Here is a 15,516-nt window from a genome sequence, read left to right on the forward strand (position 1 = left end):
AATCTGCTTCTGGCCTATTTTTTTTTATCCCCCCAACCACTCGTTTATACTTTAAAACCGGAAGAATAAGCACTGGTATCTCTGAAAGATGATTTGGTTATATAGATTGTTGTATCTTCCGGCACTCCTCATTGCGCTCCCCTACTATGGATTCCGCATGTGGCGCCGTGGCGGCTACGCAAAAGACTTCCAACATCGACTCGGCCGCTTCCGCAGGCTGGATCCGCCAGCGGCTGGCAAAAAGCGCATCTGGCTACAAGCGGTAAGCGTCGGCGAGATACTTGCAATTGGCCCACTCATCCAAGCGCTCCAGGCCGATAACACGATCGAGATCGTGCTAACCACCACCACCAGCACTGGCTATGCAGAAGCGCGAAAACGCTACAAAGGCCAGGTTTGCAGCATTGGCGTCTTCCCACTCGATTTCTGGCTATTCTCGCGCTTAGCATGGAAGCGGATTCAACCTGACGCGATCATTCTAACCGAAAGTGAACTGTGGCCAGAGCACTTGCACCGTGCTCGCAAAAATGAAGTCCCTACCTTTTTGGTCAATGCGCGCATTTCAGACACAAGCTTCAAGCGTTATCAAAAGGTGCCAAGACTGGCGAAACGTCTTCTACAAAAGTTAGACTATGTCTTTGCAGCCAGCGATCTTGATAAAACACGCCTGCTGACTCTAGGAACCAAGCAAGCAACGACCGCCTCCACTGGTAGCATAAAATTTGACGTATCGATCGGCGAACGACTCAACGAAGCTGCACACACCGCGCTCCTAAAGGAACTAGGATTTGATACACCAACAAACCAACCGAAGCCTTTCATACTACTAGGCTCTTCCACTTGGCCAGGTGAAGAAGCCGCACTCCTACGCATTCAAGAAAAAATCATCGCAACCGGCGTGGACTGCCGTCTGCTCCTAGTGCCTCGCCATGCCGAACGAGGGGCAGAACTAGTGCGCCTCCTTAAAGAGCAACCACTCAACTGGCATCAACGCTCACAAGGCCAAACGACTACAGAGCCAACCCGTATCCAGCTAGCTGATACAACTGGCGAGCTCACTCGCCTCTCTCAAGTAGCGGATCTCGCCTTTATCGGCAAAAGCCTCACCCCCAACATGGGCGGGCAAACACCCATCGAAGCCGCAGGGCTGGGAATCCCAATCTTAATGGGGCCGAACATGACGAACTTTAAAGACGTATCAAAGTCATTAGTCCGAAGCGGCGCAGCTCACGTAGCAGCAGATGAAAGCAGCCTCGAAAAAGGAATTGCCAACTTGGTCAAAGACGAAGACACACGGCAATCGATGTCCCAAGCTGGCAAAGATTGGCACGCAAAGAATAAAGGCAGCAGTGAACGAATCGCCAACAGGATCCTAAAAGCGCTGCACAATTAGGCCGAAGCTTCTGCAGTTCGCAGCATCGAGTAAAGAAGCTGGTTAACTGCTAGCCTCAGCAGCAGCCTCGTCATCTCCCTCGTATTCTTCCATATCTGGTGGCACAGCCCCCAGCGCCTCTTCCATGGTAGTCAGCCCTTCTCGAACCTTAAGCATACAGTCCTGGTGCAGAGTCTTCATACCATTACGCATCGCGATACGCTTCAACGCGACGGCCTCCTCTTCGGCATTGATCGCCGCAACCAACTCTTCGCTGGTTGGCATCAATTCGTGAATACCCACGCGCCCCTTATAGCTATTGCCACCACAACTTGGGCAACCATCTTCACTAGCACGTGGAACCTTCCCCGACCAGCCAAGCGCACGCTGCATAATCGCAGCTTCATTCCCCTCTTGTAGGTGCGTCTGCTTACAAGTTTTACAGACACGGCGCATCAAGCGCTGCGCACAGACACATACCAAAGACGCCGAGATCATGAATGGCTCAATGCCCATCTCAGTGAGTCGTGAAATGGTCGTCGGTGCGTCATTCGTGTGCAATGTGCTGAATAGCATGTGACCAGTCAGCGCAGCTTCAACCGCAATACCAGCAGTTTCTTTATCACGAATTTCGCCAACAAGAATCACATCCGGATCCTGACGAAGGAAGGCACGTAGCGCAGTGGCAAAGGTCAGACCGATCTTACGCTGCATCTGCATCTGCAACAGACCAGGTAACGTATACTCGATCGGATCCTCCGCCGTGCGGATACAGACATCGACCTTATTGATTTCATTCAATGCCGAATATAGCGTCATTGACTTACCCGAACCTGTAGGACCGCAGTGCAGCACCATACCATATGGACGCGTGATGAGCTCACGATATTTGCCTAAATTCTCCTCCGAAAAGCCCAATGCGGGCAAAGGCAAGGTGCTCTTCTGCTTATCCAAAATACGCATCACGATACCCTCACCATGATTCAATGGGGCTGTCGCCACACGTAAATCGACATCAATACCCTTTTTATTGAACTGCTTAAACTGGATACGTCCATCCTGTGGCAAGCGCTTCTCTGCAATATCGAGCTCAGACATCACCTTCAAGCGTGCCAACAATGCACCTGAGGCAGCAGGCGGCATCGAAAGCTGGTTTTTCAACACACCATCAATACGCACACGCACACGTGTTTCAGTCTCAAAAGGTTCGATATGAATATCACTCGCACCTGCAAAGTAGGCTTCTTCGATAATACGATTGCCCAGCTTAATAATCGGCGCGGACTCTTCATCCGAGAAATCATCTTCCGATTCCTCATCACTCTCGAAATCCATGCCGAGCGCTTCAACCACATCACCAAAACCAACAGCTTGGCGCTCTCCTTCATCCCCCTGCAGCGCATCATTAATCGCACTCTCCAACCCAAGTAGCACTGAGACTGGCATACCTGACATCGTTTTGACTTTATTTATAACCTCTAAGTCAAAAGGGTTACTCACTGCTACGATGACATAATCACCAGCAACACCCAATGGTAATACGGAGTTATTGCGGCAGAAGTCCTGCTCCAATTTAGAAAAAGTCGAATCAGTAACCAAGCATCGCTTCACATTGATCGGCGGTAGATCAAACGCTTCAGCCTTAGCAACTAAGACCTGAAATGGAGAGATCTTATACTCTTCAAAGAGCAAGTTCTCTAACGCGACACCTGATAAATCCTCTTCGGTGGCGATTATCTTCTGACATTGAGTATCCGTTAAGCGCCCCATCTGGAGCAAATTTTTAACGATCGAAGCTTGGATGCGGGCTAGTGCCATAAGTCAACAGGGGTTAGAGTCAGTCAATAAAACTCAAAAATATCAAAGATTCGCCAATTTAGGGTTTACCAAAGGCAGTTTGCATAGATCGCCTTCACTCAGGGGGTTTCTGCCCAACTCCAAGCGACGAGCTAATGCCTCAACAGACTCACCCGATGCTAACAGTGCATGAAATTGGGCCGCTTGCATCTGTTGAACTAATTGCCCAATTCGCCCCTCTGGCGCAGGGACAACGACTTTCCCCAAGGCATGTTTTAACATATCCAGTGTGATCGGCCCATCTTCGGCCTGCGCCACCGCCCGAGAAATAACATCCTGCACCTGCTGATAATTACCAGGCCATTCGAATGCCAACAAAGCATATACCGCCTCAGCGCTAAACTCAGCAGGTTTCGACCTTGCCGACCGATCCGCAACCAAACGAGCAACGCGACGAGCATATTGCGCAACATCCGTCGGGCGCAGTCGCAACTCTGGCAGAACACAGCCGGCAGCCCCGGTCTTTCCGATAAACGTGGCACCTGACATATCGCTCTCCAGCAAGTAAATAAACCGCGTGTTATTTGCAGCGTTCACTTCCTGTAAAAGGTCAGCATGATGTTTCGCTTCGGTGATTTGATCCGGCGAAGAAAGACGAATTGAAATGACATCACTCATCTCATCACGGTTAAGCAACTCTTTGACCTTCTCCTCGCCTCCAGCCCTAAAGGCTTCAAAGTCAAGTAACTGTATCGGCTTATCAAGATTCCCACGCCAAGCAGACAGATCCTTCACCGCGAGCGCCGCATCCCCACCAATAGGCTCTAAAAGAAACAGATGCGATTCTGACTGAGCAGCCTGCCAGACCTCTTGCATGAAACGTTTCGACACAGCACACCCGACGCTAAAGAAGCGAGGTTCCTCAGGGTAAGTGTCACATTCTGCCTCCTCAACTGAACCATCACGAGCAGACTCGATGGAAAGTGTATCTTTCTCCTGCTCGGTCATCGCGTCAGCAAACTTTGCGACATGCGATAGAAATGCCGTTGTATCCAAAGGTTTCTCCATCACCAAGGTGACACTCATATTCGCAACTTTAACGAGTTCTGGTGTGTTCATTAGCCCTGAGACCAAAATAAAAGGAAGATTCGGATAGAGCTCACGCGCTTTCTTCAGAAAATCAGCACCATCCATCACTGGCATCTTATAGTCCGAGATCACCAAATCATACGGAATCTCGTCTAGCTGACTGATCGCTCGCTCAGGCCGGGTTGCCATATCTACCTGATAATTATGCCCACGGAGTAGATCCTGAAGCATTTCAGCATAGTTTTCTTCGTCATCTAAAACCAATATTCTTCCAGCCATAGTCTAAATTATTCGTTAAGGATATAGATCCCCCAATTTACTTTAATGTCGCCTCAATCACAGTGAGATCTGTGCCATAAAAAGCCGACACCTGGGTATTGTCCCCCTCGAACAAAATCGAAGCTGCTCGCACGTAATCGACACGTGAACTCAACAACTGCGCCTCAAAGCAAGCTCGTGGCGTAGCAGCTGTATTGGAGTGCAATGCAGTCATCACCGCGGCGAGTGTCAGCACGTCCCCCGGATTAGATTCCATCACCTCGCGAACAACCCCACGCAACTGCTCATAATTATGATCCCATAAATGCTTGCTCAAATATTCCTGAGCAGGCGCTTCAAAACGAGACACTGAGCCCAAGCCTTTTTCTCTAACAATATCGACGACCATCTGCTGCGCCAAAATCGCAATGTCAGAAGCACACTCACGTAGTGCCGGCACACGAACCTCCGCAGTTCCCATCAGAATATACAAATGCTCATCAATACGTCCTTCATCAAAAAGCTCATCTAGGTCGCCGCGCACACAAAAGATCGTCCTCGATGGGATATCAATCGAATCAAAATCTCCTGAACACTTCGACAAAGATCCCACCAGAAGTCTCTGCTCAGCACTCATCGACTCGACCTCTAACAATACAAAGGTAACACGCTCGGCACCTGACGCCCTTGCCTCACTAAACAGCGACAGCGCTTGCTCCACATCAAATGAACCAGGTCTAAGGAAGATAAAGCGCTCTTTTTCGCTTTCGTAGAAGTTACGTATATCCTCACAGATCAAGCGAAAGTGAGTGCCCACTTCACCGATCAAAGACAATGTCGATTTGAAATTGCGTAGACTGTAAAGACGCTCAGCAAAATGGATCGATGCTTGAGATTTACATGGAAACGAACGAAACGTGAAACCCAGCCCGGCATCGTCACTAGCCCCTTCAATAGACTCATTGGCAGGGTAAGCGCGCCCCGACGAGTCCGTCTGTTTGCAGCGCCTAGACTCCTGAATGAGCTCAGAGGTGCGCTCTAGCAAAGAAAAGATATTGAGTGGCTTCAAAAAGACACCTCCAACTCCCCCACTAATGAGTGCTCGGATCGTATCATTCTCGAGATAACCAGAAACCATAATCACAGGCACTTCAGGTTTCAGCTTTTTAATCGCCCCCATGAACTGCTCACCAGTCATCTCTGGCATTTTATGATCAGTCACTACCAAATCATAATCAGCGTTCGCAAACACTTCAACCGCCTCAAGGGGATCTTCCAGCGACGTCACAATGTAGTCCGCTTGCTCAAAAATATCAGTCAGCAAACTGTTAAAATCTACATCATCGTCTAAAATTAAAACACTATAAGCCATATATTATACTCTAATCTCGCTAGCACTACTCATCTTCAGCTGCTTCAGCTGCTGCCGCTTGCTCAGCGGAGATCGCCTCCTCCAACCGTTCAAGACCTCGGCTCATGGATGCCATTGAGGTGCTATACCAAACGACTTTGCCATCTAACAATTCCTCCCAATGCTTAACGACAGGAGCACTCAAATAATAACAACTCGCGACCATGTAAGTTTGCTCGACCTTATCGAAAGGAATCGTCGAAGAAGCCTGACATAGCGATATATCAATCTCAGTCGAAGGCAACGGACGGATTTCAATATGATCCAAATCAACCAGTCCAATATTATGCTCCTCGACGATATGCTCTAACAAACGAGCCTCATCCAACACCTTTAGATCATAGACCATTGTATTTAATATCGAGGCTTGCCTCAATAGCTCTGGGGACTGAACCGCGTCCATAAATTTCTCATTAGCCGCCTCCAAGTCTACACTGGAGAGCAAGCCCTTATTGACCAAGGATGATCCAAGAAATCGATTACTGCGAAGAATAAGTGCTCTATATTGCTGCATTAGGGTAATTGCTAATCACCTTGCGATTAATGGCTCATCACGTCAAGACGTGAGAGCAAGCAAACCCGCAATTTTATGCATAATAAACGCACAAAACCATAGCTCCGGACAAAACAAAAAAAAGCCCGCGACGAATCGCGGGCTTTTGATCAATTGTATCGGATGATGATTTAGACGAACTTCTTAAATAGAAGCGTCGCATTATGCCCACCGAAACCAAGATTATTACAAATCGCTACATTCACTTCTGCTTCACGCATCGTGTTTGGCACACAATCGAGATCACAGTCTGGATCAGGCTCTTCATAGTTAATCGTAGGCGGAATCTTACTATCACGAATAGCAAGGGCACAGACGGCCGACTCAATACCACCAGCAGCACCCAAAAGGTGACCAGTCATACCCTTTGTAGAAGTCACCGGAATCTTGTATGCATGATCGCCAAGCGCCTTTTTAACAGCTCCAGTCTCAAACTTATCGTTATAAGGCGTCGAAGTGCCATGCGCATTGATGTAATCGACATCCTCAGGCTGAAGACCCGCTTCCTTAATCACCTTAGAGATAGCATAAGAAAGTGCCTTACCTTCAGGATCTGGAGATGTAATGTGATAGGCATCACAAGTCGCACCATAGCCAGCAATTTCACAAATGATATTCGCACCACGCGCTTGAGCATGCTCGAGAGTCTCCATGACCAACACGCCAGAACCTTCGCCCATCACGAAACCATCACGCCCCTTATCGAAAGGACGGCTAGCGCGCGTAGGATCATCGTTATACTGAGTGCTCATCGCCTTCATCGAGCAGAAACCAGCATAACCGAGTTCCGTGACAGCAGCCTCACTACCGCCAGCAATCATCAAATCGACTTCATTATCACGCAATAAGCGAAAAGCCTCACCGATACTGTGCGTGCCTGAAGCACATGCACTGACAATACCGTAATTGGGCCCACGTGCGCCGACCTCAATCGCTACCACACCACTCGCGATGTTTGCAATTAGCGACGGGATCATAAATGGAGACACCTTACGCGGCCCCTTCTCAAAGAGACGGCGACTTTGCGTTTGAGTCGTCAACATACCACCGATGCCCGAACCAATCAGCACACCGAAACGATCTGCATCTAGCTTCGTAGGATCCACATCCGCATCTGCCAACGCCAACTTAGAGGACGCCACAGCAAACTGGGTGAATCGGTCATTTCGACGAGCCTCTTTCGGGTCCATGAAATCACCTGGCTTAAAGTCCAAAGCTTCCGCTCCGATCTTAGATGCGTATTCTGTCGTATCGAAAGAAGCAACCTTATCGATACCACTCTTACCTGCAAGCAGACTATCCCAAAAGGGCTCGACTCCGTTGCCATAGCTGGTGACAGTCCCGATTCCCGTTATAACTACTCGTTGCCTTTTAAACGCTTCGTCCATGGTATATTATAAAAAGTAAGCCGCGGTTAAGCGGCTTAAGTGGTGAAAATTATCAGGAAAGCTTATCCAGCTTTTTCAGTGATGTATTTAACGACATCGCCAACAGTCTGAAGCTTTTCAGCGTCAGCTTCTGGAATTTCGCCGTCAATCTCATCCTTGAACTCTTCTTCGAATGCCATGATCAGCTCGACTGTGTCGAGAGAATCAGCACCAAGATCGTCAAGGAAAGACGCTGCTGTTGTTACCTGCTCTTCATTTACGTTGAGCTGGTCTACGATGATTGTTGTTACGCGTTGTTCGATTGTTTGTTCTGACATAATAATTTTTAAGTTAGGATTAAACTCTTTTCAGCATCACATGACCATACCACCGTCAACTGTAAAAACCTGACCGGTGATATAACCTGCTTCTTCTGAAGCGAGAAATGCAGTGGCGTGCGCGATATCCTCTGGGGCGCCCATGCGCTTCATTGGAATGACACCGACAATGCCCTCTTTTTGTTGTTCATTGAGTTCTGCAGTCATGTCCGTGGCGATAAAACCAGGTGCCACGGCATTCACCGTGACATTACGCGCTGCAAATTCTTTCGCGAGGCTCTTAGTGAGACCGAGCATACCAGCTTTTGCAGCTGCGTAATTCGCCTGACCAGCATTGCCAGTAAGACCGATTACAGAAGAGATATTAATAATGCGCCCCCAGCGTTTACGAGTCATCGGACGCGCCAAGTTCTTAATCCAGCTAAAGCAGCTGGTTAGGTTAGTGTCGATCACATCGCTCCAGGCATCATCGCTCATACGGAACAGCAAGCCATCCTTAGTAATGCCAGCGTTGTTCACCAAAATATCAATATTGCCATGCTCTTTGAGGAGCTGCTCAGAAGCAGCAAGCACTGCCGCGTTGTCAGCGACATCCACTGCCAGTGATTGCGCAGAGCCACCGCTCGCATTGATTGCATCCGCAACCGCCCCACAGGACGATGCCGAACGGCTCACGCAAATCACATGATGCCCTTTACTTGCGAGAAGCTCAGCAATGCTCTTCCCAATTCCGCGGCCCGCTCCAGTGACGAGGGCTATTCTTTTATCAGTCGTTTCAGTCATTCAAAAAAGTATCCGTAAGTTGCTTTTTGCTATCGGTAAAGTCTTCCGCATTATTTTGATCAGGGGCAAGCACGAATGTTACTTTTATCGAGCAATATTGACAGCAGCGGTTTAAGTAGACTCAAGTGCTCGCATGTCAAAGCCCGAAGAACAACGCATCCAGAAAATTATAGCCCATGCTGGCATCTGCTCACGCCGTGAAGCAGAGCGCCACATCGAAGATGGTAATGTGCGGGTAAACGGCAAAATTGCCCAACTTGGCGACAAAGCACTCCCTGACGCAGCGATCTTCGTCAACAACAAGCCCATCCTGCAAAAACAGGAGCGCTCGGTCACCTTGATCATGAACAAGCCCAAGGGCTACGTCTGCACGAACTCAGACCCCTTTGCCGAACGAACCGTCTTCCAACTCCTTCAACCAGATCTCCAGCGACTGCGCCTCTACTGCGCTGGGCGACTCGATAAAGACAGCGAAGGCCTCCTAGTGATCACCAACGATGGCGAGCTTGCCAACAAGATCGCGCACCCGAGCACCGAAATCACCAAGCGCTACCGCGTCGTGCTTAACAAAGACTTCAACAGGGCAGACACCGCTAAACTTCTAGCAGGCGTCGAATACGAAGGCGACTTTCTCAAAGCAGAAAAAGTCCTCCCCGCCCCCGACATGGGCGAAGGCTCTGCGCGACGCCTCGAAGTGCACCTGCACCATGGTAAAAAGCGCGAAATCCGACGCCTATTTGAAGCACACCGCTATTTCGTTAAAAAACTGGTCCGCGTGCAAATCGGTGGCATCGTCCTTAAAAACATCCCTAAAGGCGGCATCAAAATCCTCGGCAAAAAGGACATTGAGCGCCTCTTCGACAAAAAATAGCCCCTACCGCATTATGAACCTTTGGCGAAAACGCTTCCAACTCGCATGCTTAGCGGTGCTCAGCACAGCAGCGCTACATGCCCAAGATGTCATCCTGCGACTCGCTCCATCCGAAGCAGCGCCAATCATCGCACGAGTTGACTGGAACACACCGGAAGTGCAATCCGCACGCCCAGTGCTCGAAGCCGACAAAGCCCGCAGCGGCTGGAAATGGATCGAGCACACCACCACACTCGACGGCTACATTCCAACCAGTAGTCTATCCAAAAACTTCGAGATCGCACTCAACACCCACGTGCGTGCCGCTCCAAAGGCAAATGCTCCGATACTGACGAGCGTTCAGACCAAGGACCGCATCCAGATCACAGCGAGTAATGACCAATGGTCAACCGTCCGCTTCCGCAAAGCAGTGCCCGTTTACTTCAGGGAACATACCCTGCCGGCACACACCGCTGATCAAGTCCCAGGACACGTGCTTCCTGCTCGACGCACGATCGACCCCGATGCCAAAACCGCAAACATTGATCCCCGCGCCCTCGCCCCAGAAAATGTGAAATGGCGAGCGGCACCCCCAGGCACAGCCAAGCCAGCACCCCCACAAAGAGAAGAACTCATTCCACGACGCGCAGCACCAAGCAGCATCATGACCCGCTCGGCCGATCTCCAAGAATCAGAACTACCACAAGCCCCCCAAGTCGCCTCAAATGCGCCGATACGAAACGTCAACGGCATCCTCGTGCGTGAAATCACCAACTCCGGCCCACGCTACCCGATCCGCCTAATCACACGCAACGGACAACGTATCGCCTACGTTGATATGTCACATGTTTTTATCAGTGACCTGCGACCATTCCTCTCCAAATACGTCCAAATCATCGGCGAAGTGAGACCCGTAGTGCCAGGCAGCCAAGATCTTATAATTCAAGCTCGCACCATCCGCATCGCCGAATAACTCTACCCAACTTTCAACACAACCTTCTGACACACATACCAATCATGCAACTCATCGACGGCAACGCTATCGCAGAATCCATCATTGAAGAACTGACTCAAGAAGTCAGCGCCCTTCCAGGCAAGAAACCTGTCATCGCCGTCATCCGTGTCGGTGAAGACCCCGCATCGGTCTCCTACGTCCGCAAGAAAGAGAAAACTGCGGCACGCATCGGCATCGGCAGCCGCATGCACATCCTCCCCGAGGATGTTAGCAAAGAGGACCTCTTTGCCCAGATCGACGCATTGAACGCAGATCCCGACGTCAGCGGCATCCTAATCCAAGCACCTCTGCCCAATCACATCGACGAGACTGAAACGTTCAATCGCGTCCTGCCCGGCAAAGACGTGGACGGCTTTAACACCGTCAACATCGGCAAGCTTTGCCAAGAAGACAACAGCGGCTTCGTCGCCTGCACACCAGCCGGCATCGTGCAGCTCATCAAGCGCAGCGGCATCGAAACCGAGGGCAAGCACGTCGTCGTGCTCGGCCGCAGCCAAATCGTTGGCAAACCAGCTGCACTACTGATGATGCAGAAGGCCTGCCCGGGCAACGCCACCGTCACCGTCTGCCACTCCCGCACTGCCGATCTGCCGAGCATCACACGTCAAGCGGACGTGCTCATCGCCGCGATCGGACGTCCCAATTTCGTCACCGAAGACATGGTCAAAGACGGCGTCAACATCATCGATGTCGGCATCAACCGTGTCGAAGACGCCAGCAAGAAGAGCGGCTACCGCCTCGTCGGCGACGTCGAGTTCGCCACCGTCGCACCAAAATGCGCCCACATCACGCCCGTCCCCGGCGGCGTAGGCCCAATGACAGTTGCCATGCTCATGTATAATACACTGAGCGCCTTCAAAGCCAGTCAGGCCGAAGGATGAGCGACCAACCACCGCCCATAAAACCGAGCAATGTGCTCGACTCCATCCTAAGCGACAGCGGCCCGATGCCCACTGCCCGCTTGGGCATACGCGCATTGGCATTCCTAATGGACTTCGTGCTACTCACCGCATTAGCGACTTTCATCATCTGGAAAATCGTCATGCCACAGGAGCACCCCGGAGCCTTTGCCGAGTTCAATGAATGGTCTCAAGAGATTATTGCCTGGTTCAGTGAAGGCGGCAGGCAAGCAGGCGCGGAGCAACCCCAATGGAGCGACGACCTGAGTGAAGCACTGATTTACGCCCGCGATCTTCAGCTATTAATATTTTGGCTCTACTTCGCCATTGGAGAAGCCTTCTTCGCCGGAAGCTCACTAGGCAAACGCGCGTGCCGACTGCGCAGCATTAGCACCGCCACAATGGGCACGATGCCCATCATGGCAGGCGTTGTCCGCGGAGGGCTCAAAACATTAACACTCTTCCTCGCATTCCCCATCGCACTACTCGCCACGCTCGGAGCACTGTTCTTCAACAAACGCCGCCAAATGGGGCATGATTTACTCAGCCGCACCGCAGTGATCGATGAGAAATATTTAAACATGCCCACGAAGCCTTCCTCATAGTTTGCCCCTTCAAATTCATTTTACTGTTTTAACTTCTTAAAAATCAGTCTATCTCTACTCGCTCTCAAACACTGAAGCACGGCATCAGCCAACATTCGCCCCATCAAACCAGCACCATTTTGAGCACCAAACGTAAGCCCAAAATCCTCGTCGTCGACGACCAACCCATCAACATCAAGCTGCTGCAACGCAAACTTGAGCGTCAGGACATGGAAGTCCTCGTGGCCTACAACGGACGCGAATGCCTAGACATCGTCGAGAAGGACCTGCCCGACCTCATCCTACTCGACATTATGATGCCCGAGATGGATGGCATCGAAACCTGCCAACACCTCAAGGCAAACCCGGCAACAGAAACCATCCCCATCATTTTCATCACCGCTAAGGCCTCCAAAGAAGGAAAACTCGAAGGCCTCGACGCAGGCGCGGTTGACTACATCACGAAGCCCATCGATCTGGACGAGACACTCGCCCGCGTGCGCACACAGTTACGCCTCCAGGAGATGTTCCATGAGAACCTCGAGCTGCAAAAGCGCCTCGGCGACGTGCGTAAAGCAGCCGCAGTCGGAGCCATCACTCAAGGCATCGCCCATAACTTAAACAACCTGCTTGGCGTGGTCGTCGGCTACCTCGATTTGATCAAAAACGGCTACGATAGCCCCGACATGGTCAAACGCAGCGTCATGCTGATGGACCACGCGATCAACCGCATGGTCGGTATCATCCGCCAACTCGGCACCATCGCCAACAACGAGCGCATCGAGCTCTCCAGCCACCGCATCGAAGCACTCCTGAGTAACAGCATCGAACGCCTAAAAAAGGAACACGAAATCGACGCTGGAATTGAAGTCCACTCGCAGTTAGAGGACGGGGCAACCATTTCTGCCAACGCTGAAACATTCGAGATCATCCTCGGCAAGCTCCTCATCAACGCATGGGAAAGCTACACGAAAAACACTGCAGATGCCGACAGAAAGATCCAGCTGACCGCACGCGTCTCACGCGACAAAGGCCCTGCCGTGCTGGAACTGAAAGTCATCGACCAGGGCACCGGCATTGACCCCGAAGTCGCTGACACACTATTTGAGCCCTTCATCACCACCAAAACCTCAGTTGGTCGCGGCATGGGGCTCACGATTTCACGACACACCATCCGCAACCTTGAGGGCGACATCACCCTCAATCCAAACGCGGACGGCGGCGTAACCGCCACAATGACCCACCCTTTATAATTCAATAATGAGCATTAAAATCGTATTTATCGGAGCAGGCCGCATGGCCTCCGCCATCGTCCGAGGCCTCCTTGAAGAAGAGCACTACACACCGGACGAAATTGCCTGCACCTGCGGTGACGATCCCAGCGGTCCTGAACTTGCCGAGCAAACTGGCATTCAATTCGCCAAGGACATCAATAAAGTTATCCGTAAAACGGAAACCATCGTGCTCGCCTGTAAACCACAGCAGCTGAACGCGATTGACGATGAGCTCGCCCAAGCAGCGCACGGGAAATTAATCCTTTCGATCCTAGCAGGCACACCACTCGCACGCCTCAGCGCTAAGTTCTGCAACGCACGTAACGTCGTGCGCACCATGCCCAACACGCCTGGACAAATCGGCGCAGGCGTCACCGCATTCGCACCACTGAGCCCACTCAGCCCGAAGGATCAAGACATCGTCGAAAACATACTCAGCTCGCTGGGCAACTTCCACGAAGTCGAAGAAGCTGATCTCGACGCAGTGACTGCCCTTAGCGGCAGTGGCCCGGCCTATGTCTTCGAATTTGCCGCTGCCCTCCGCGAAGCTGGCATCCAGTGCGGACTCGACGAAGCACTCTCTAGCTCACTCGCAATCGACACTCTGCTCGGTGCAGCCATGCTCCTAGCCGACAGCGAAGAGGGCCCCGAAGCCCTGCGCAATGCAGTCACCTCCCCAGGAGGCACTACCGCCGCAGCGCTCAAAACATTTAGCGATAACGATTTCCGTGGCCTAGTCGCCAAAGCACTCGAGTCCGCAAAAGCGCGCTCCCTCGAACTCGCAAATGAATAAGATCACCTAAGCTGATAGGACTCTCGCAACCAGAGACAACTGATCGTCAGAGCCAGCGAAGAGCACCTACGCAAAGGCACCCTTTTAAACCGTCGCACTAATAATGCGGCGGTTTTTCGTTGGCAGGCATATCGCCTGCCCCAGCCACACCACCTGATGATAGCGCATCCATTTGAACCTTCTGACGCTGCACTAACTTAGTCAGCGCATCGAGCCGCTTCGCTAATTCATAGAATTCGGCATCTTGCTCAGTAACGTGGCGCTCCAAATGCGCTAATTGACTCTGCAGCTCGGTAATAGGTTCGATTTCAGACATGTTAAATTAAGCGATACTACGCACCCAAGATAGGCGCAACACGGGAAACACAAAATGAGCAAACTTCGTATTTCCCAACCGAAGCACATTGCAGATCGAGACATTGGCTTATTCGCGAGATAAGACTCGATCCACTAAACCATACTCAAGCGCCTGCTCTGCATTCGTATAATACATTTCATCGCCAGCAGCAGAAAACCAACTCGAAGGCAATTGCTCGAATTCACTCCAATATGCCCGCAGTCGGGCATTCTCTTGTGTATCGACATCATACACGCCTCCGTCCTCACTCAGATTATCGTGCACCATTAAGATCGTATTCGGATAAGCCGTCCGCACACCAGTGCCACTTGCAACAATCAGCGCTCCTGAAGAGTGACATCCACCAATCGCGTAAGTATTCACCGGGGCAGCACTCATACGTATCGCATCCACCACCGCAAAGGCATCGTCGTAATAACCACCATTGGTGTGAACATACAGGTCAATTGGCGCGGAAGGATCCTGCTCGTTCAAAAGCAACAAGCTAGCAATCACTAGCTTTGTGCTGTTCACATTAATATCAGCCGTCAATAGAATCTTACGTGAAGCGAAAAGCGCTTCATCCAATTCAGGGCGAACATTCAGATTCCCGGACTCTGCCAATAGATCGAATAGATAACTGAGGTCAGAAGCAATCTCATCGTCGTTGAGCGCAGCCAAGCCCCCCACAGAGGGAGCACTTGTCACGCGCCACAACAATACGATCAACACTCCAAAAATCAGCAGAGTCCTAAATACTTTAAGCCCATTACTCTCGGCCATAACGACTTCTTCA

The 15,516-nt window shown here is 51.0% G+C and carries 16 protein-coding genes; 7 read left to right on the plus strand and 9 right to left on the minus strand.

What is annotated here, in order from left to right; all coding sequences use genetic code 11:
• Positions 1–88: 88 nt before the first annotated feature.
• On the plus strand, positions 89–1,393 hold the full coding sequence (locus GZZ87_RS16360) for a glycosyltransferase N-terminal domain-containing protein (RefSeq protein WP_162025489.1): 1,305 nt from the start codon (positions 89–91) through the stop codon (positions 1,391–1,393).
• 42 nt (positions 1,394–1,435) lie between these two features.
• On the opposite strand, the gene GZZ87_RS16365 is transcribed toward GZZ87_RS16360, so the two are convergent.
• From GZZ87_RS16365 to fabG, 7 genes are all read right to left on the minus strand, one after another.
• Positions 1,436–3,190 (minus strand): GspE/PulE family protein, encoded by a 1,755-nt coding sequence (locus GZZ87_RS16365; protein ID WP_162025488.1) that lies wholly within the window; start codon positions 3,188–3,190, stop codon positions 1,436–1,438.
• A 42-nt stretch (positions 3,191–3,232) separates the two neighbouring features.
• Entirely contained in the window at positions 3,233–4,537 is a 1,305-nt protein-coding gene (locus tag GZZ87_RS16370) for a response regulator (RefSeq protein WP_162025487.1), read from the minus strand.
• Positions 4,538–4,574: 37 nt separating this feature from the next.
• Complete coding sequence (locus tag GZZ87_RS16375) at positions 4,575–5,888, minus strand: response regulator (RefSeq protein ID WP_162025486.1); 1,314 nt, start codon at positions 5,886–5,888, stop codon at positions 4,575–4,577.
• A gap of 25 nt (positions 5,889–5,913) precedes the next feature.
• Complete coding sequence (locus GZZ87_RS16380; RefSeq protein WP_162025485.1) at positions 5,914–6,441, minus strand: hypothetical protein; 528 nt, start codon at positions 6,439–6,441, stop codon at positions 5,914–5,916.
• Between the two features lie 170 nt (positions 6,442–6,611).
• The gene (gene fabF, locus GZZ87_RS16385; protein WP_162025484.1) at positions 6,612–7,868 is read right to left on the minus strand and encodes a beta-ketoacyl-ACP synthase II; all 1,257 of its coding nucleotides are present in this window, start codon (positions 7,866–7,868) and stop codon (positions 6,612–6,614) included.
• A 62-nt stretch (positions 7,869–7,930) separates the two neighbouring features.
• Positions 7,931–8,185 (minus strand): acyl carrier protein, encoded by a 255-nt coding sequence (locus GZZ87_RS16390; protein ID WP_162025483.1) that lies wholly within the window; start codon positions 8,183–8,185, stop codon positions 7,931–7,933.
• 36 nt (positions 8,186–8,221) lie between these two features.
• Positions 8,222–8,968, minus strand: coding sequence for a 3-oxoacyl-[acyl-carrier-protein] reductase (gene fabG, locus GZZ87_RS16395; protein ID WP_162025482.1), 747 nt, complete (start codon positions 8,966–8,968; stop codon positions 8,222–8,224).
• A gap of 133 nt (positions 8,969–9,101) precedes the next feature.
• Here fabG and GZZ87_RS16400 point away from each other — a divergent pair, with 133 nt between their 5' ends.
• From GZZ87_RS16400 to proC, 6 genes are all read left to right on the plus strand, one after another.
• Positions 9,102–9,839 carry a pseudouridine synthase gene (locus tag GZZ87_RS16400; RefSeq protein WP_162025481.1) on the plus strand — a complete coding sequence of 246 codons (738 nt, stop codon included), beginning with the start codon at positions 9,102–9,104 and terminating at the stop codon, positions 9,837–9,839.
• 13 nt (positions 9,840–9,852) lie between these two features.
• Positions 9,853–10,791 (plus strand): hypothetical protein, encoded by a 939-nt coding sequence (locus tag GZZ87_RS16405; RefSeq protein ID WP_162025480.1) that lies wholly within the window; start codon positions 9,853–9,855, stop codon positions 10,789–10,791.
• 44 nt (positions 10,792–10,835) lie between these two features.
• Complete coding sequence (gene folD, locus GZZ87_RS16410; RefSeq protein ID WP_162025479.1) at positions 10,836–11,714, plus strand: bifunctional methylenetetrahydrofolate dehydrogenase/methenyltetrahydrofolate cyclohydrolase FolD; 879 nt, start codon at positions 10,836–10,838, stop codon at positions 11,712–11,714.
• Positions 11,711–12,337 (plus strand): RDD family protein, encoded by a 627-nt coding sequence (locus tag GZZ87_RS16415; RefSeq protein ID WP_162025478.1) that lies wholly within the window; start codon positions 11,711–11,713, stop codon positions 12,335–12,337. Before folD ends, GZZ87_RS16415 begins: the two co-directional genes overlap by 4 nt.
• A 119-nt stretch (positions 12,338–12,456) precedes the next feature.
• Complete coding sequence (locus GZZ87_RS16420) at positions 12,457–13,569, plus strand: hybrid sensor histidine kinase/response regulator (RefSeq protein WP_162025477.1); 1,113 nt, start codon at positions 12,457–12,459, stop codon at positions 13,567–13,569.
• 7 nt (positions 13,570–13,576) lie between these two features.
• On the plus strand, positions 13,577–14,383 hold the full coding sequence (proC, locus tag GZZ87_RS16425; protein WP_162025476.1) for a pyrroline-5-carboxylate reductase: 807 nt from the start codon (positions 13,577–13,579) through the stop codon (positions 14,381–14,383).
• A gap of 97 nt (positions 14,384–14,480) precedes the next feature.
• On the opposite strand, the gene GZZ87_RS16430 is transcribed toward proC, so the two are convergent.
• Both GZZ87_RS16430 and GZZ87_RS16435 read right to left on the minus strand, forming a co-directional pair.
• Positions 14,481–14,699, minus strand: a complete 219-nt coding sequence (locus GZZ87_RS16430) for a SlyX family protein (RefSeq protein WP_162025475.1) — start codon at positions 14,697–14,699, stop codon at positions 14,481–14,483.
• Positions 14,700–14,807: 108 nt separating this feature from the next.
• Positions 14,808–15,503 carry an ATP-dependent Clp protease proteolytic subunit gene (locus GZZ87_RS16435; protein WP_162025474.1) on the minus strand — a complete coding sequence of 232 codons (696 nt, stop codon included), beginning with the start codon at positions 15,501–15,503 and terminating at the stop codon, positions 14,808–14,810.
• Between the last annotated feature and the right edge of the window lie 13 nt (positions 15,504–15,516).

It is taken from the genome of Lentimonas sp. CC4, assembly GCF_902728235.1.
In the GTDB taxonomy this organism is placed as follows: domain Bacteria; phylum Verrucomicrobiota; class Verrucomicrobiia; order Opitutales; family Coraliomargaritaceae; genus Lentimonas.